Raw genomic sequence first — 17,366 nt, forward strand, 5'->3', positions numbered from 1 at the left:
CATAGCATCAGCTGTGGCCCCTTTTATATTTTTCTGCATTTCAATATTTTTTATATTGCTGAATGAAAAATATTCTACCTCTGCTCCTAATTATTTTCTCACTATTCTCATGTCAACAAAATACCCCGGAATACGATGTTATCATCCGTAACGGGTTGGTTTATGACGGCTCCGGTCAGCCGCCTCAAAAGACTGACGTGGGTATACGTGGGGATTCAATCTCTTTTATTGGTGATTTGTCGGAAGCCACGGCTGTTCAGGAGGTTGATGCCGGCGGACATGCCGTTGCACCGGGCTTTATTAATATGCTCAGCTGGGCTGTCACTTCACTGATTACAGACGGAAAATCACAGGGAGATATCCGACAGGGCGTAACGCTCGAGGTTTTTGGAGAGGGTATTTCAATGGGACCTGTAACGGAAACGAGCGCACAGTACATCAAAGGGATGTTCGATGATGATACCAAGCTCGAATGGAAAACTTTGGGAGAATACCTCTCCTATCTTGAAAAGAAAGGGATTTCCACAAATGTAGCCTCTTTTGTGGGGGCTACTACCCTTCGTGTGAATACAGTTGGATTCGAAGATCGCGAAGCCACACCCGAAGAATTGGATCAGATGAAAGCGATGGTGCGCCAGGCCATGGAAGAAGGCGCGCTTGGTGTGGGCTCGTCACTCATCTATGCGCCGGCGTTTTATTCAACGACTGAAGAGCTGATCGAACTCAGCAAGGTGGCAGCCGAGTACGACGGGATGTACATTAGCCATATGCGTAATGAAGGAAACCGATTGCTGGAGAGTGTGGATGAATTAATACGGATCGCTTCGGAGGCGGGCATAGCTGCTGAGATCTATCACCTGAAAATGTCCGGGAAGGATAATTGGGATAAGTTTGACGATGTTGTGCGCAAGGTAGATTCTGCAAGGGCCGCCGGACTTACGATTACGGCTGATATGTATAATTACGTTGCAGGGTCCACCGGACTGGACGCGGCCATGCCGCCCTGGGTTCAGGAAGGTGGTTATGCTGAATGGGTAAAACGATTACAGGATCCTGAAATCCGCAAACGGGTGTATGACGAAATGACTACCCCGACGGACAAATGGGAAAACCTGATGCTTTCCGCAGGAAGTGCCGAGAATGTTCTCCTGGTCGGATTTCGAAATGACTCATTGAAATACTTACAGGGAAAAACACTTAAGGAAGTAGCTGAAATGCGCGGAAAAAGTCCGGAAGAAACCGCAATGGATCTGGTGATCCAGGACAGCAGTCGCGTGGAAACCGTATATTTCCTGATGTCGGAGGAAAATGTAAAAAAACAAATCGCCCTCCCCTGGATGACATTTGGTTCGGATGGTGCATCGATGGCGACAGAGGGTAAATTTCTGGAGAACAGTACCCATCCGCGTTCTTATGGAAATTTTGCCAGACTCCTTGGCAAGTATGTGCGGGAAGAAAAAGTGATCCCCCTTGAAGAAGCCATCCGTAAGCTCACCCTTCAGCCCGCAATGAACCTGGGAATTGAAAAACGAGGTGCCCTCCGCACGGGTTATTTTGCCGATGTGGTGATTTTCAATCCGGAGACTATCACTGACCATGCCACCTTTAGCGACCCGCATCAATATGCCACCGGTGTTGATCATGTTTTCGTGAATGGTGTACAGGTAATAAAGAATGGCGAACACACCGGGGCCCTGCCAGGGAGAAAGGTTACTAAGTAGTGGAGCACTGCGTTCAGCCTGCCTGCCGGCAGGCAGGTGGAGCACTCTATTCAGCCTGCCTGCCGGCAGGCAGGTGGAGCACTGCGTTCAGTGGAGCCTGCCCCGCTACCGTCATCCCTGCCTTCCGGCAGGCAGGCCGGCGTTACTTCCTGAGATCAACGGCGATAGCCGGGGATATTCAACACCCCTTCACCGTCATCCCGGCTTTACTCCCTGAGATCAGCGGCGATAGCCGGGGATAATCAGGGAGTCGGGCCGGGACCTATTTAATACAACCATGGCATCCCATAAGTCCATGGCAATGAATCTATCAGGGATAAACATTAAGATGACAAACAAAAACGGGGGCACATCTTCGTTCGGCAACATTTGTATTTCCCGAAAAATGGAATAATTTTTGAGACAATACTTCAATATGAAAACCCTAAAATTCGCGGTCATTCTGATTTTAATAACTCCCTCGCTGGTATTCGGACAAGCCGGGAGATCTGCCCTGAATAATTCCTTCAAGGGGGGCGTTGACGCGTTCAGGCTTTTTGTAACCAACAAGCTCTACTACCCGAGGGATGCACGGATTAATGGAACCATCGGAACATCCATTTTCACATTTGGCATCAACTGTGATACTGAAATGCCCTTTGATTTTGAGTTCGAAACAAAGATGGGCGACAACATCGAGGATGCCATTATCAATGCTATCATGTCGACGCAAGGCAGCTGGTATGCCTGTTCCACGAGCAATTCGGAACGTATTCGGATCAAGCTTTCATTCACCATCAACGGCGTTGGCCCTGTGGCAAAGGACGCCCTGGCTGTGATAAATGCCATGGATTCAGGAAACCAGGCGCTTGACGACGGAAAGCTGATCGACAGGGCACTTAAAGCGCAGCGAAAGAACAAGATTGACAAGGCAGAAAAATACGTAAACCAGCTCATTGCCCGGTACCCCGACAATAGTGAGTACCGTCAGATGCTTGAAAATCTTCGGAATAATTGATCGGTAAGAACCCAGACCGTATTTTGCCAATGTGATACGCGCGCTGATTTTACTCGTTATTCTAATCTCATTTTCCTGCTCCAATCCGGAAGAAGGCCCTCCCCCGAACATTGTAATCATTTTTACCGATGATCAGGGGTACGAGGACGTTGGCGTATTTGGCAGCAAACAAATAGAAACACCGAATCTTGACAGAATGGCAACCGAAGGAGTTCGGCTGACATCCTTTTACGCAGCACAGGCGGTTTGTTCTGCCTCGCGCGCGGCCCTGCTTACCGGCTGCTATCCAAACAGGGTGGGAATCCACCAGGCGTTTATGCCCCAGGCAAAGAAGGGTCTTCGTGAGGAAGAAACAACCATGGCTGAAATGCTTGAAAGACAAGGGTATGCAACAGCGGTCTATGGCAAGTGGCACCTGGGTGACGCTCCGGAAAATTTGCCACTATCCGAGGGGTTTGATGATTTTTTTGGCATCCCATACTCCAATGACATGTGGCCGTATCATCCACAGCAGGAATCATTTAACTTCAGTCCGCTTCCCCTATATGAGGACAATCAGATTATCGACACACTGGAGGACCAGTCGTTTCTTACCACCGCGATCACAGAAAGAAGCGTCGAATTTATAGACAAAAATAAAGACCAGCCTTTCTTCCTGTACGTGGCGCATCCACAGCCCCATGTCCCCCTGTTCGTATCAGATAAATTCAAGGGAAAATCAGATCGCGGCCTGTATGGTGATGTGATCATGGAGATCGACTGGTCGGTGGGTGAGATCCTGGACGCGCTGGAACGAAATGGCCTGGCCAACAATACGCTGGTGATCTTTACTTCCGATAACGGTCCGTGGCTTTCCTACGGCGACCATGCGGGCTCGGCCGGTCCGTTCAGGGAAGGTAAGGGAACTGCTTTCGAGGGTGGTCACCGGGAACCGTTTATCGCCCGGTTCCCCGGCAAACTTCCGCCAGGAAAAATAATTTCAACTCCTGTGATGGCCATTGATATCATGCCTACGGTAGCAGAACTTACAGGCGCTTCATTGCCGGAATTACCGATCGACGGGAAAAATGTCTGGCCGGTGCTTACCGGCGAAACCGATGTAAGTCCACAACCGGCGTACTTCTTTTACTACCATGTGAATCAGCTCCATGGAGTTCGGTACGGCAATTGGAAAATGTACTTCCCGCATATTTACAGAACGCTAGGCGGAAGACCAGGTGGATCGGGCGGATTACCAGCACCCTACGACTACATCAAGTTGGAAGAGGTGTCCCTTTATGACCTGGAGAACGATCCTTCAGAAACCATGAATGTGGCCAATGACTATCCCGATATCGTTCAAAAGATTAATCACCTGGCCGATTCAATTCGTCATGAACTGGGAGATGCACTTACCGGAGAAAAAGGTGTGGGAAGCAGAGACTTTAGTAGTCAGTAGTCAGTAGTCAGTAGTCAGTAGTCAGTAGTCAGTAGTCAGTAGTCAGTAGTCAGCCTGCTGCCTACCTCCGCATTGGCTCCGGCAGGTAAACCGGCAGGCAGGTAGACAGTAATTTCATCAGGATTTTGTACATTTAGTATAATGAAAAAGCGTTTCTTATTTCTGCTGATCTTTTCATTGCTGGCGACCATCACCATGGCACCGGTGAACGCACGGACTGATTTTAATAAGTTCAGGACAGAGGTGGTTGAAAGAACACCTCAGCAGCAATTAAAACGTACTTTTCATTTTCTAAACCCTGCGACATCAATTCCATCTGGCGGAAATGATGTTATTTGCGGTCTGTCTGACATTGAGACCCATTCCGTACTGGTACGGTTGAAATTGCTGAGGGCCTTCGATCCCCCTTTATTTGCCCTTCTTCACAGCCATTTTTTCATCATCCCATCCAATGATGAGGTTCCCCTGGGCTAATCCATAACCAGGTATAATCAGGAATTTCATCACAAGGCAATCAGCCTTTTACAACCATACGTATGAAAAAAATTAAAGTGATCCTCAGACGGATCGCGCTCATCCTGTTGATCATACTGGGATGCTTTGGTATTGGGATCGTCGGCCCGGTCCCCCTCCTGCCGATCAAAAAAAAGGATGACGAAGAACCGGCCAAAATAGAAATGGTAGACGAAAAAGAAGAGGACGATCTAAACCCATTTTAAATTCAATTCCAAATTGGTTTCAGATGTCCGCAGAGGTATGTATTTTCCCCTTAGTCAGGGGGTTTGGGGTGTCATGGTCAGGATTTTGCATCAACCAAATCCCCTTCATAATCGTTTACAAAAAGAAACAACATTTCCATGGGAAAACGATCTGAATCCATTACACCAGAGTTGCAGGACTTCATTGAAAAACAACATATTTTCTTCGTGGGTACCGCGATGACAGAAGGGCGTGTGAATATTTCTCCCAAGGGAATGGATTCACTTCGAGTATTGGGACCGAATAAGGTGATCTGGCTCAACCTTACCGGCAGCGGGAACGAAACTGCCACCCACCTGCAGGAAAGTTCGCGCATGACCCTTATGTTCTGTGCATTTGAAGGCAAACCGCAGATACTACGGCTTTATGGCAATGCCATAACCCTTCATAGCGGAGATAGCAGGTTTCAAAAACTGATGAAGCATTTTCCGGATATTCCTGGCAAACGGCAGGTCTTTGAAATGGAGGTTGACCTGGTGCAGTCGTCCTGTGGTTTTGCAGTACCGTTAATGGATTTTCAGGCGGACCGTACGATCCTGAGGGACTGGGCGGAACAAAAAGGAGAAGAAGGAATCCGGGATTACTGGCAGGAAAAAAATACCGTTAGCCTGGACGGGCATCAAACCGGTATCCCGAAAGACCACTAGCCGATCATGGAAGGAACTGAGATCAGGAAGCTTCAGCCGGATGACCTGAATTTATTTATTCAGCTCATCGACACATTCGCAGAGGTGTTTGAAATGAAAAGTTTTGTGCGTCCTCCCTCAGATTACCTGGAATCCTTGTTGAAGAAAGAGGGTTTCATGGCATTTGTAGCCATAAAGTCAAATGCAGTCTTAGGGGGGCTGACCGTTTACACACTCGATCAGTATTATTCAGAAAAGCCCCTGGCCTATATTTACGATCTGGCTGTGAAGGTCGATTTTCAGCGCATGGGCATTGGACGGAAACTCGTTGATGCGGTTCGCTCAACTTGCAGGGAACTGGGATATGAGGAAGTTTTTGTACAGGCGGATGAACCCGATGACTATGCTCTCGATTTCTACCGTCTCACTGGCCCTACAGCTGAAGAGCGCGTCCGCCATTTCTATTATACCCTCTAACTGGATTTAATAGTTATTGACCAGTTCAATTTGCTTTTTGCTTAAAACGCGCTTTGATATTATTAATGCGAATTAAGAGTCGGTCTTCGTGCTTGCGAATCGCAATTTCTTGCCATATATTGATTAGCAATCAACCAACCGCATGACCGACCCCGACAAAAAACCAGAATTTAAAGGCTTAACGCGAAGAAAATTCCTGAATAAAGGCATCCAGGGCTATACGGGACTTACGCTTTCGCAGGGCCTGAGCGCCTCGCTCATCAGTACCCTTTCCTGTACGGTAACGGAGGCAGGAGCAAAAACAGCACATGGAGCCTGTTACCATGACTGTCCGGATACCTGCAGCTGGACAGTGACTGCGGATCAGGGTAAAATCACCGAATTCGGTCCGAGTAAAACCAACCCATTCACTGCTGGAAAACTTTGTTCAAAGATGGACAAGTTTCCCATGGATGTCACTTTTCACCCGGATCGGATTCTCACTCCTCTGAAAAGGGTTGGGGCCAAGGGTGAAGGCAAGTTTGAGCCGGTCAGCTGGGAAACCGCCATTGCCGATGTTGCGAACAGGCTGAAACAGACTATCGGTGAGCACGGAGGAGAATCCGTTCTCCCCTATTGCTACGCAGGCACGGAAGGTCTCATTCAACGGAATTCCATTGGCGGAAGGTTTTTCGCCACGTTGGGAGCCAGTAAACTGGATGGGACGATTTGCGGAGATGCGGCAGTAGCGGGCGTTACATCTGTGTACGGACAAACATCCGGGGTGCTTCCGGAGGATATCATTTACAGCCGGTTCATCATTTTCTGGGGAACAAATCCGGTATTATCAAATCAGCATGTCTGGCCGCTGGCTGAAAAGGCACGCGCAGAGGGCGCAAAGATCATTGTAGTCGACCCGTTTAAATCGGCCACCGCAGCCGTTGCAGACCAGCACATTCAACCGCTGCCGGGAACCGATGTGGTACTCGCCCTCAGTATGATGCAGGTAATCATTGAGGAGGGACTGGCAGATCAGGGCTATATCGACACACATACTATCGGATTCAATGAATTAAAAGACTATATCCAGCAGTATTCGCCTGAAAAAGCCTCCGGGATTACCGGGCTCGAACCTGAACTGATCCGGGAATTTGCGCGCGAATATGCTAATGCCCAACCATCACTGATTCGAATGCTGATTGGTATGGAACATCAGGCAAACGGAGCAAATGCCTTCAGGGCCGTTTCCATGCTGCCGGCCCTTACCGGCGCCTGGAAAAACCGGGGTGGTGGATTCATGCATATGACGTATGAATTTTTCGGTCAGGCCCTCAATTGGGAAAAGCTTTCGGTCGCTGAACAACTTTCAAATCCTGATACCCGGGTCATTAATATGGTACAGATCGGCCGTGCATTAAATGATACGGAAAATCCAATACGGGTCCTGTTTGTATACAATTCAAACCCGGCGGTGATCGCTCCCGATCAAAACAGTATAATGACGGGTTTGCAGCGCGAGGATCTTTTCACGGTTGTCCTTGAACATTTCGTCACCGATACGGCCCGGTTTGCAGATTATATTTTTCCTGCCACAACCCAGCTGGAACACTGGGATTTGCTGAGTTCCTGGGGTCAAACGTATCTCAACATCAACGAACCTGTGATACCGCCGCTGGGTGAGAGCAAACCGAATACGGAGTTTTTCAGGCTGCTGGCCAATGAAATGGGTTTTTCAGAAGATTACCTTTTTGAATCAGACCTGGACATCCTGAAAGCTACAGTTCGCAGTGATCATCCGTACATGGAAGGGATCACCTTCGATTCCCTTCGAAAAACGGGCTGGGCCCGGCTTAATATCCCGGAGGGCTGGATGCCGTTTGAAAATGGCAATTTCAACACACCGTCCGGGAAGATCGAATTTTACAGTAAATCCCTCGAGGATTTGGGCATGGCCACGCTTCCGGTTTATACTCCTGTGATCCATACTCCGGAACAGCTTCAAAAGTACCCCCTGAAAATTCTTACCATCAAGTCAACCAAAAATTTCCTGAATACAAGCCATGCGAATGTTGACCACCTGAGAAAAAAGGAAGGAGGTGCACAGCTCGACCTTCATCCCGATGATGCCGAAGCACGGGGCATTTCTGATGGAAGTGCTGTTGAGGTCTTTAATGATCAGGGGCGGGTGCTGCTTACGGCAAAGATTTCAGACCGGGTGGCCAGGGGTGTGGCTTGCCTGCCTCAGGGGTTCTGGCCTTCACTGATGGATGGCGGCAGAAGTGCCAATGCGCTTACTTCTGATCGCCTGACCGACATGGGAGGTGGAGCAGCTTTACAGGAAACCATTGCTGAGGTACGTTTGCGTACCTGACATATCTAAAATATACTTTAAAGAATACGGATCTTTGCTACAGGTTAAACGATTAAATATGGATACCAGCTGGTGGATAAAATGGGATGACACCGTGCTCATTCTTGACCCATGGCTGATTGGCTCTGAAGTGGATGGCTTCAGCTGGTTCAATGAACAATGGCATGCCACTCCTCCGGTACCCATCGGGGAGATCGGAAATTACGATGCCATTATCGTTTCCCAGTCCTATTCGGATCATTGTCATGGAAATACACTGAAAGCCATGGAAAAGGTGCCTGTCTGTACAACCCCGTCGGCCCGCAAGCGTGTTGAAAAAGAAACCGCCGGAAATCGTATCGAGGTCCTGCAGGAATTGGGCACGGATGAATGGCTTGAAATTGGCGATGTGGAACTGGCCTATCTTGATCCCGGCAGAAAACTTGATCCGATCTATAACGGCATTGTTATTCGGAAGGGGAAAAAAGTAGTGGTTTATTTTCCACATGGTTTTACCCTTAACCCAAAGCAGCTGCGCCAGCTACGTGATTATGAAGTTGAACTGCTTATTACAAGCTTCTCCCTCTTCAAGCTTCCGGCATTCCTCGGTGGAGCCGTCAACCCCGGAAAGGAAAATGCCATCCGGTTGGTCAATGAACTGGGGGCCAGGAAAGTCGTCCATACCCATGATGAAAATAAGCATGCACGCGGACTGGTGAAAAAGATTGCCAGGGTGGTTTATCCTGATCCGGAAGATCTCAGATCAATACTAAAAGAACGATTCGAATACCTTCAGTACGAAACGCTCGAATTATAAAAGGACGGGAAAGCCGAAAACCGATCAGAGTAGGCAATTAAACAATCAATGAACTATGAATATTAAATCTTCACACGCACGCCTGATGCTTGCAGTATTATTTTCAATGAGCACACTGGCAGGTTGCCAGCAATCGGAACAGGTAAAGGAAGTAGTTGAGGAAAAAATTGAAGTGCCCGCCGAAACAGCCGAGTACTTTCTGCTTCGCCCGGATGTCGAAAAAGCCTATGGATATTCCCATGCTGTAAAAATCGGTCGGGAAGTAAAGGTTTCTGGTGCGGTGAGCATGGATGACCAGGGAAATCCAACAGCAGTGGGTGACCTGGAGCAGCAGATGAAGAACTGCTACAGCGACCTTGAAAAAGTGCTTGCTCATTTTGGATGCACCTTCGATGATGTAGTCGTGGAAAATGTTTTCACAACGAACATGCCGCAATTCCTTGAATTTTCGGCATATCGAAATGAGATCTATAAAAATCATTTTCCTACCGGATCATGGCTCGGCGTACGAGAACTGGCGCTGCCGGAATTTATGATCGAAATTGAGCTTGAAGTCCTGATCCCGGAGAAGTAAACTCCTGATGCGACCGTCAGTAAATATCAAAAAATTGAATACATCCGCATGTATCCTGCTGGCTTGTTTGCTTGCAGGGTTTGTGCAATCAGCATGCGGACAGGTGGCACAAAAGCCGCCTGTCCCCTACCTGATCATCCTGGGCACCATTCAGGACGGCGGATCGCCCCATATCGGCTGCGACCGGGAATGCTGTTCCGGATTATTTACCGAACCAGATCCGGACAGGATGGTTGTTTCACTCGGGCTCATAGATCCGGTAGCAGAAAAACGATATCTGTTTGAGGCAACGCCGGATATGACCCGGCAATTGCACAGGCTTAACGAGGAAGCACCCTATGGCGATGGGAAAACGGCAGATGGAATATTTCTCACCCATGCGCACATAGGGCATTACACAGGACTGATGTACCTGGGCAGAGAGGCACTGAACAGCAACAATGTTCCCGTCTACACAATGCCTTCAATGAAGGAATTCCTCGAGTCAAACGGACCCTGGGGTCAGCTTGTCTCCCTGAACAATATCAAACTCATTCCGATAAATCACGATGTACCGGTTGAACTTGGAGAGGGACTGTCGGTAACACCGTTCCTCGTCCCTCACCGGGATGAATATTCAGAAACCGTGGGGTTCAGGATAACCGGTCCGAATAAGAGCGCGCTTTTTATTCCTGATATTGACAAATGGCATAAGTGGGAAAAGGATATTTCGGAAGTGATCAAAGAAGTTGATTACGCCTTTATAGACGGATCATTTTATGACGCAGAGGAAATCAGTTACAGGGATGTATCTGAAATCCCCCACCCTTTTATTTTTGAAAGTATGGAGACATTGAAGAACCTGTCGGCTTCCGACAAGGCCAAGGTTTATTTCATCCATTTCAATCACACCAACCCTGTCATCGATGCAGAAAGCGATGCCCGCAAAGCAGTGCTTGAGGCTGGATTCAGGGTTGCAGAGTTGGGGACCGGATTTGAATTGTAAGATAGTTTGTGATGTTATGAAACCGTCCGACAAGCTCCTTTTCATCAAAGTGATTCATACCCTGATTTGGGTGTTCTTTGTAAGTGTAATCTTCTATATCGTTTACAGCGGGGCTACTGATCAGGTATCAGTGTACACCTGGATAGCAATTGGGCTGATCGTTGGTGAAGGTCTTACATTATTGGTTTTTCGGATGTTTTGTCCGCTCACCCTCATCGCGCGGAAGTATTCCGATTCAGACAAGGACAATTTCGATATATTCCTCCCCAACTGGCTGGCAAAGCACAACAAGGTCATCTTCACAACAATTTTTATTGTCGGACTTATTTTGGTACTATGGCGGACATTTGAATCATAAAAGCAATGGGGTGGATTTGCAAAAGATCCCATATTACTGAAGGCAAGCCAACGGGATAAATGAGAAAGGCAACTAAATCTGATCAGGCGAAAGTAGTAGATATCATCTCCAAATCCTTCGCTGAAAATCCTGGTGTAAACTGGATGTTTAAGAAGGGCGGCAACCATGCGAGGATGATGAAAAGCCTTGCCAGTTATGTTTTTATGAAAGGATTGGTGAGAAATGGTGTATATATCTCCTCCAATGAAAAGGGGGTGGCAGTTTGCTATCAATTTAATGAAACGAAATTCTCACTGACGGAAATCCTCCACCAACTAATATTTGTTTTCCATTCCTTTGATTTCAGATCGATACCTAAAATCCTGAAGCGTGAATCATACCGAAAAAAGATTCGGCCAGCATCGGGAGAGTATCTGTATTTCTGGTTTCTTGGGGTTTTACCGGGCGGAAAAAATGCAGGATTTGAACTAAAAAATGCCATTTTCAATGAAGCCAGAAGGAAAAATCTCCCCATTTATTTGGAAACTGCTGTTGCCAGAAATCAGCAGGTATATGAACGACTTGGTTTTAAGACATACCATTACTGGGAGAATACAGCGGAAAACATCAAATTTTGGTTTATGAAATGGGAACCCGGAGCGTCAGTGAACCAGGGCTGAGCGGAACTACATTCCAGTTTAATTCCCTAATACAGCATTCATCACTTTTCATTCACTTGATGAAAGCAGTATTGTCGCAAATCGATTTCTATTTTATTATGTTTATTTGTTGTAAATCCAACGACCGCAGAAACCCCGTACCAGATGACCCAGGAACTACTTCAAAAGAAAGGACTTGAAAAAATAAATACTGACTTCCAGTACCTGGTATCCCTGTTCAGGGAAATGCTTACGTCTATCGGAGAACCGGGACTGGCAGAAGCGCTGCCATTTGGAGATCAACGGGGGTCGCATATTAACGGACCATCTGATGAAAAGCTAAAGCAGGCCATTGGAATCTGTTTTGAGCTTCTGAATCTTGTTGAAGAAAATGCGGCAACACAGTACCGAAGAAAAACCGAAACGCAATTCGGGATTGCCTCGACACGGGGGTCCTGGGGTGAAACCCTGCATCAATGGAAAACTGCCGGATTGAATGAAGAAGACATGGCGCAAAAACTCCGGACGATAAGGGCGGTACCTGTACTTACTGCCCACCCTACCGAAGCCAAGCGTCTGACCGTCATTGATATCCACCGTGAACTATACCTGTTGCTTGTAAAAAAGGAAAATCCCAACTGGTCCGACTCTGAACGATCCGGACTCAAGCAGGAAATCATGACACTGCTGGAACGATGGTGGCTGACAGGTGAGATCTATCTTGAAAAACCCCGGTTGGAAGACGAACGGAATAACCTGATGCACTATTTCAAAAATGTGTTCCCGGAAGCGGTTCGGCTGACAGACCTGCGCTTGCAGGATGCATGGAAAACCATGGGGTTTTCCCCTGAACTATTGCGATGGCCCGAAGACTATCCGCTGGTGCAGTTTGGCAGCTGGGTTGGCGGAGACCGCGACGGACATCCATTTGTAACTGCGGAATTCACGGCAGGCACGCTACGTTTACATCGCGAGGCCGCATTGAAGATGATTCGCGCGCAACTGTTTGATCTTGCGGGCAAGCTCAGTTTCTCTAGCTATCGCATTGATGTTCCCAGGGAGTTTCTCGATGAGATTGATGAAGTAGCGCAATTATTTGGCGAAGCGGGACAGCAGGCAAAGGATCGCAATGTATTTGAACCTCTGCGCCAGTTTTTAAATTTACTTCTGCTCCGGCTTGACAGAACAATTGCCGGTGATCTTTCTCTTGGTGAGAAGGGATATTTCCCAACAGCCAATGATCTCGGATCTGAATTGAGAAAATTACGTGAGCTGCTAATTACACTGAATTCGGAACGGGTCGCAAGAGAGTACCTCTTCCCGGTCGAGCGGACGTTGCAATGCTTTGGATTTCATCTGGCGAAACTGGATATCCGGCAGAACAGCGCATACCACGAGAAAGCGATCAGTCAGATCCTGGCTGCTTCCGGATTTGAAAAATCTGATTATGGCAACTGGAACGAAGAAGAAAGGCTGGCATTTCTGAACCAGGAGCTAAAAAGCAACCGTCCATTCCTCGTGACGGGAACGTCATGCGGACTGGAGGCTGACAACGTACTTGGCTATCTGCGTGAGGTGAAGGCATATATCGATCAATTTGGAACAGCGGGAATCGGGTCGGTTATTGTGAGCATGACACGCAGTGTGAGTGACCTTTTGTTGGTCCACCTGCTATTGCGCGAGGTCGGACTGGGAGATACAAAATTACCCGTGGTTCCGCTGCTGGAAACCATCGACGACCTGGTGGCCGGTCCGGATATTTTAACCGCTTATTTAAGTCATCCCGTTGTCGAAAGCAGGCGACAGTCTGATGAAAACTTCACCCAGGAGGTTATGCTGGGTTACAGCGATAGCAATAAGGACGGAGGAATTTTAGCCAGTCGGTGGAATATTTACAAGGCGGAGGAGAACCTGACAAAAGCTGCGGGAAAACTGGGAGTTAAGTTATGCTTTTTTCATGGTCGTGGCGGAACGATCAGTCGGGGCGGCGGAAAAATTCACCGGTTCCTGGACAGCATGCCTCCCGGTTCAGTGAGCGGGGATATAAAAATAACCGTTCAGGGAGAAACCATTGCCAACCAGTTTGCTAACCGCCTGACCGCCACCTATAACCTGGAGATGTTTGTAGCCGGGACTGCCCGGCAAGCCATGGTACAGGGAACGAATACAAGGAATGACAAACGGTATGAGGCGATGGATCATTTGGTTGCTCTTTCCAGAAAGGCTTATCGAAAATTGCTGGATCATCCGAAATTCATTGAATTCTACGCTGCTGCCACTCCCATTGATGTTTTGGAGCAAAGCAAGATCGGCTCCCGGCCGGCAAGGCGTACCGGAAAGCGCTCCCTGGAAGATCTGCGATCGATTCCATGGGTATTCAGCTGGAGTCAGGCCCGGTTCAATCTTACCGGTTGGTTCGGTATGGGCAGGGCGCTGGAGGAATTCATGAAGGAATATCCTGACGAGTTTGAACTTTTGAAGAATTTGGCTGCAGAGTGGCCCTTCCTGAAATATTTTCTCATTCAGGTGGAATCGAACCTGCTGGATGCCGACAGGGAAATCATGGAGCGGTTTGCCGAATTATACCCGGATCCACAGGCTCGGCAGGAACTAATGAATTTAATCGTGACTGACTTTGAAATATGTCATAACATTATTGAAGGAATTATGCAGAAGCCGGTCGAAGAACGACGTGTTTCAAAGCTGGAGAACGTCCGCCTGAGAAGCGAGGCCCTGAAGGTGCTTCATGGCATACAGATCGATTATCTAACGAAATGGCGAAGCATCCGTGATACAAACAAGGAAGAGGGCGAAAAATACCTGATTCACTTATTACTGCTGGTAAATGCGTTGTCGGGCGGACTTAAGAGTACGGGATAGAATTTTGTGAAGGTCCGTGCAGCCAAAGACACAGTGCATCGAGTATCCGGAAGATATTGAAAAGGTCCTGCACAACGGCCGGCATCTCTAAGCGGGTCACGCCGCATACGCTTCGGAACTCGTATGCGACGCATATGCTCGAGCTGGGGGTGGATATCCGTTATATTCAGGCGATGCTGGGCCACCGGCGGCCGGAAACGACGATGATCTATACACACATCAGTACGCACAAGATCCAAAACCTGCCCAACCCTCTGGACGAACTGGTCCGTGAGCAGCTCGAATCCCTCCCGAATAAAGAACACTCAAATCCATCAAATTTTCCTCTTATCCCGGGAAAATTATGGGGTTATTGATATATTCAGGTACGCATATAACTAGTTGGCATTAATTACGAAAAGCAGAACGTTGAGGAATGTTTAATATATTTAAAAAGAAAAAGTCAGAACCAACAATAGAGGAGAATAAACATAAAAAGGCTTTTGAAACTCCTTCAAATTGGGACCATAATTATATCTATGGATTTATAAATGGAAATCCACAACAAACTATTTCTGACACAAATGCGGTCAAAGAAATTGTTCAAAATACAGCTGGAAATAAAGGGTTTGTAGCCATAGACTCTATATTTCATCCTTACAATTTAGTAAACCATAAAGGAGCAACTGCTTGGGATTTAGCTTGGTTTAAAGTAGCCTTTCATGACAATGGAAAATTCATAGGAGAAATTGCTCGCGATAAATCGGCAACTGTGATTAAATCCGAAGAATTAAACTTAAAGGATAATTATAGGGTATGGCCAAATAATGATCTCGACCCTGAAAGAAATCCACACTACGCGAAATACGTCCCGTTTGTATTTCCATACTTAACATATCAAAGTAAAGATGAACCTCATTGGTCGAGAATGATTAATAGTGAATTAAAAGATTACGGACATGCACACACATACATAGAATACTTCAATTCAATATTTTCTAAATATGTTAGTGGACATATCATGACTTTAGGATTTGGAGAATTTGATAGAGAAAACCTGGATGGTTTGATTGAAAAGTTCACAAGCTTCTATGACCGAAATATTAAAAACTAATGCCAACAATGGCTATACCCAAGTCCCACACTCCTGCCCCGGTTCGCCATTTTTCTCCTTGTTTACTTTTTCGTTTATTAACAGTATTCAACCCTAAAAACGGTCCCTGGGCATAGCCCAATCCGTAGGCCATTCGCCAAATTTATCCTGTATGGAAAATAACGTTATGACAATTTAAGATTGACCGTTGAAATTTGTCTTATGAAAAAAATACATTTATTATCACTCTTGATCTCAATGTTATCCCATTCTTTATTTGCTCAAGCAAGTGAATCTGTAGAAATAGTTGTTCCTAAAAAGATTGAAAGATTTATTGATGGTTATGTCCAGGCATGGTCGAGAGGTGATGTGAAATATATTATGGACAATGTTTATGATGTTCCTTTTTCTATTATAGATGGGGATTCTACGACAGTATTCAATGCTTCCGCAAATCTTGAAAACTTTTTAGTCGAAACATTTAAATCATTGAGAAACCAAGGTTATGGTTATTCAAAAAGAAATAAATGGGAGAGATTTGAGGACCATTCAGATAGTAAAATTACTATTACCCTAAACTACACCAGGTACCTGACAACAGGTGAAATCATGGGAATTAAAGAACGAAGAGCAACTTATATCATTCAAAAAAATGGCAAAGGCTATAGAATCACGCAGTTGATTGGAAATAAATAGAAGTCGGACTTTTTATTAATTGACTGATTAACAGATACGACTCGGCGAACATAGCAGTACAGTTGAAGTGAACGACCTACAACAACAGCTATAATTCAGCGCCTTGACTGCAAAGGATTTTATCACGACATTAATATCTGTAATCTGCTATGATCAGCGATGTTTCCACCGCTAAAATGCAAACGCATTTCTGAATCGCGGCGTAAGCCAGGCATAGAATGAAGAGCGCCTAATCATAGCCAAGTACGATGCTGGTCATTTAATTTCAGGTAACTCCAGCAATCCTTCATCAATTAGACACGGAAAATGATGATTGATGGAAAAAGTTATGATTTTGGTTTTGGTGGCACAGAAGATGGAGATATGGCAACACAGAAGAATGCGTCAAAGCGAGTTTTTCATTTCTTATCCAAGTTAAAAAATGAATGACCATCAACATAAATTGCGTTTATCTTTATATACAACATTCGTTTTGGCTGCTTTGGTAATCTTATTTGATTTTATTTTACCGGGAAGAGTGGTAAACGATGAAATCATAGATGTTAAAAGAGAACGACAGCAATATTTCAATGCGGCCAGAAACTATCACTATTCATATAAAGTAATCACGAGTGAGCATCAATTTTCGGTTGCAGAAAATTTTGCACAATTAGTTCAGGATCATGAAAAAATCGAATACTCGGTTTCTCGAATATTTAAAGAAGTAAATTGGTATAGATTGCTTTCATCTGAAAACAATTCTTTTTATTCTTTAAGAATCTTATCAGGACTTGTACTTCCATTGCTGACAATTATTTCGATTTTAGTGGCTTATCTATATAAAAAGAATATTGGCATATTAGTTTTTGTACTTCAGGTCTTGTTGGTTGCGGATCTGATATTTTTAATGACATAAATAAAGGCAGTTGCCAACAAAGCATATAACTTATGGCGAGAGAACGGCTGTCAGCAAGGTTCTGGATTCTTAGCCAGCTTTGGATTCTGTGGACCCGCCTCCAC

The 17,366-nt window shown here is 46.2% G+C and carries 19 protein-coding genes; all 19 read left to right on the plus strand.

All coding sequences use genetic code 11. The features are described from left to right. Nucleotides 1-62 precede the first annotated feature (62 nt). The 19 genes from LDX50_RS08860 (at nt 63) to LDX50_RS08955 (ending at nt 17,262) form a co-directional block, all read left to right on the plus strand. The gene (locus LDX50_RS08860) at nt 63-1,721 is read left to right on the plus strand and encodes an N-acyl-D-amino-acid deacylase family protein (RefSeq protein ID WP_225698084.1); all 1,659 of its coding nucleotides are present in this window, start codon (nt 63-65) and stop codon (nt 1,719-1,721) included. After that, nucleotides 1,721-1,963, plus strand: coding sequence for a hypothetical protein (locus LDX50_RS08865; protein WP_225698085.1), 243 nt, complete (start codon nt 1,721-1,723; stop codon nt 1,961-1,963). Before LDX50_RS08860 ends, LDX50_RS08865 begins: the two co-directional genes overlap by 1 nt. A 173-nt stretch (nt 1,964-2,136) precedes the next feature. Further along, a complete protein-coding gene (locus tag LDX50_RS08870) occupies nt 2,137-2,718 on the plus strand; it encodes a tetratricopeptide repeat protein (RefSeq protein WP_225698086.1) in 582 nt (193 codons plus the stop codon). Nucleotides 2,719-2,749: 31 nt separating this feature from the next. Next, entirely contained in the window at nt 2,750-4,156 is a 1,407-nt protein-coding gene (locus LDX50_RS08875; RefSeq protein WP_225698087.1) for a sulfatase family protein, read from the plus strand. A gap of 141 nt (nt 4,157-4,297) precedes the next feature. After that, nucleotides 4,298-4,630, plus strand: coding sequence for a hypothetical protein (locus tag LDX50_RS08880; RefSeq protein ID WP_225698088.1), 333 nt, complete (start codon nt 4,298-4,300; stop codon nt 4,628-4,630). Between the two features lie 62 nt (nt 4,631-4,692). Continuing rightward, nucleotides 4,693-4,875: a hypothetical protein gene (locus tag LDX50_RS08885; RefSeq protein ID WP_225698089.1), complete on the plus strand. Its 183-nt coding sequence runs from the start codon at nt 4,693-4,695 to the stop codon at nt 4,873-4,875. 138 nt (nt 4,876-5,013) lie between these two features. Then, complete coding sequence (locus tag LDX50_RS08890; protein WP_225698090.1) at nt 5,014-5,562, plus strand: pyridoxamine 5'-phosphate oxidase family protein; 549 nt, start codon at nt 5,014-5,016, stop codon at nt 5,560-5,562. A 6-nt stretch (nt 5,563-5,568) separates the two neighbouring features. Then, nucleotides 5,569-6,018, plus strand: coding sequence for a GNAT family N-acetyltransferase (locus LDX50_RS08895; RefSeq protein WP_225698091.1), 450 nt, complete (start codon nt 5,569-5,571; stop codon nt 6,016-6,018). 142 nt (nt 6,019-6,160) lie between these two features. Further along, complete coding sequence (locus LDX50_RS30930; RefSeq protein WP_275951757.1) at nt 6,161-8,368, plus strand: molybdopterin-containing oxidoreductase family protein; 2,208 nt, start codon at nt 6,161-6,163, stop codon at nt 8,366-8,368. 58 nt (nt 8,369-8,426) lie between these two features. Continuing rightward, nucleotides 8,427-9,164, plus strand: coding sequence for an MBL fold metallo-hydrolase (locus tag LDX50_RS08910; protein ID WP_225698092.1), 738 nt, complete (start codon nt 8,427-8,429; stop codon nt 9,162-9,164). 55 nt (nt 9,165-9,219) lie between these two features. Continuing rightward, nucleotides 9,220-9,738 carry a RidA family protein gene (locus LDX50_RS08915; RefSeq protein ID WP_225698093.1) on the plus strand — a complete coding sequence of 173 codons (519 nt, stop codon included), beginning with the start codon at nt 9,220-9,222 and terminating at the stop codon, nt 9,736-9,738. Nucleotides 9,739-9,772: 34 nt separating this feature from the next. Beyond that, the gene (locus LDX50_RS08920) at nt 9,773-10,723 is read left to right on the plus strand and encodes an MBL fold metallo-hydrolase (protein ID WP_225698094.1); all 951 of its coding nucleotides are present in this window, start codon (nt 9,773-9,775) and stop codon (nt 10,721-10,723) included. Nucleotides 10,724-10,739: 16 nt separating this feature from the next. Continuing rightward, nucleotides 10,740-11,081, plus strand: a complete 342-nt coding sequence (locus LDX50_RS08925; RefSeq protein WP_225698095.1) for a hypothetical protein — start codon at nt 10,740-10,742, stop codon at nt 11,079-11,081. A 59-nt stretch (nt 11,082-11,140) separates the two neighbouring features. Further along, complete coding sequence (locus LDX50_RS08930) at nt 11,141-11,740, plus strand: GNAT family protein (RefSeq protein ID WP_225698096.1); 600 nt, start codon at nt 11,141-11,143, stop codon at nt 11,738-11,740. 144 nt (nt 11,741-11,884) lie between these two features. Further along, a complete protein-coding gene (locus tag LDX50_RS08935) occupies nt 11,885-14,599 on the plus strand; it encodes a phosphoenolpyruvate carboxylase (RefSeq protein ID WP_225698097.1) in 2,715 nt (904 codons plus the stop codon). Next, on the plus strand, nt 14,596-14,955 hold the full coding sequence (locus LDX50_RS08940; protein WP_225698752.1) for a tyrosine-type recombinase/integrase: 360 nt from the start codon (nt 14,596-14,598) through the stop codon (nt 14,953-14,955). Before LDX50_RS08935 ends, LDX50_RS08940 begins: the two co-directional genes overlap by 4 nt. Nucleotides 14,956-15,014: 59 nt before the next feature. Beyond that, nucleotides 15,015-15,692 (plus strand): hypothetical protein, encoded by a 678-nt coding sequence (locus tag LDX50_RS08945; protein ID WP_225698098.1) that lies wholly within the window; start codon nt 15,015-15,017, stop codon nt 15,690-15,692. Nucleotides 15,693-15,893: 201 nt separating this feature from the next. Continuing rightward, a complete protein-coding gene (locus tag LDX50_RS08950) occupies nt 15,894-16,367 on the plus strand; it encodes a hypothetical protein (protein WP_225698099.1) in 474 nt (157 codons plus the stop codon). A gap of 421 nt (nt 16,368-16,788) precedes the next feature. Then, entirely contained in the window at nt 16,789-17,262 is a 474-nt protein-coding gene (locus tag LDX50_RS08955) for a hypothetical protein (protein WP_225698100.1), read from the plus strand. The last annotated feature ends 104 nt before the right edge of the window (nt 17,263-17,366 follow it).

It is taken from the genome of Fulvivirga sedimenti (assembly GCF_020328055.1).

Bases quoted from the DNA above. Each gene is read 5' to 3' on its own strand.
- LDX50_RS08860 (WP_225698084.1), top strand. From the start codon at position 63: ATGAAAAATATTCTACCTCTGCTCCTAATTATTTTCTCACTATTCTCA.
- LDX50_RS08870 (WP_225698086.1), top strand. From the start codon at position 2,137: ATGAAAACCCTAAAATTCGCGGTCATTCTGATTTTAATAACTCCCTCG.
- LDX50_RS08880 (WP_225698088.1), top strand. From the start codon at position 4,298: ATGAAAAAGCGTTTCTTATTTCTGCTGATCTTTTCATTGCTGGCGACC.
- LDX50_RS08885 (WP_225698089.1), top strand. From the start codon at position 4,693: ATGAAAAAAATTAAAGTGATCCTCAGACGGATCGCGCTCATCCTGTTG.
- LDX50_RS08890 (WP_225698090.1), top strand. From the start codon at position 5,014: ATGGGAAAACGATCTGAATCCATTACACCAGAGTTGCAGGACTTCATT.
- LDX50_RS08895 (WP_225698091.1), top strand. From the start codon at position 5,569: ATGGAAGGAACTGAGATCAGGAAGCTTCAGCCGGATGACCTGAATTTA.
- LDX50_RS30930 (WP_275951757.1), top strand. From the start codon at position 6,161: ATGACCGACCCCGACAAAAAACCAGAATTTAAAGGCTTAACGCGAAGA.
- LDX50_RS08910 (WP_225698092.1), top strand. From the start codon at position 8,427: ATGGATACCAGCTGGTGGATAAAATGGGATGACACCGTGCTCATTCTT.
- LDX50_RS08915 (WP_225698093.1), top strand. From the start codon at position 9,220: ATGAATATTAAATCTTCACACGCACGCCTGATGCTTGCAGTATTATTT.
- LDX50_RS08925 (WP_225698095.1), top strand. From the start codon at position 10,740: ATGAAACCGTCCGACAAGCTCCTTTTCATCAAAGTGATTCATACCCTG.
- LDX50_RS08930 (WP_225698096.1), top strand. From the start codon at position 11,141: ATGAGAAAGGCAACTAAATCTGATCAGGCGAAAGTAGTAGATATCATC.
- LDX50_RS08935 (WP_225698097.1), top strand. From the start codon at position 11,885: ATGACCCAGGAACTACTTCAAAAGAAAGGACTTGAAAAAATAAATACT.
- LDX50_RS08945 (WP_225698098.1), top strand. From the start codon at position 15,015: ATGTTTAATATATTTAAAAAGAAAAAGTCAGAACCAACAATAGAGGAG.
- LDX50_RS08950 (WP_225698099.1), top strand. From the start codon at position 15,894: ATGAAAAAAATACATTTATTATCACTCTTGATCTCAATGTTATCCCAT.
- LDX50_RS08955 (WP_225698100.1), top strand. From the start codon at position 16,789: ATGAATGACCATCAACATAAATTGCGTTTATCTTTATATACAACATTC.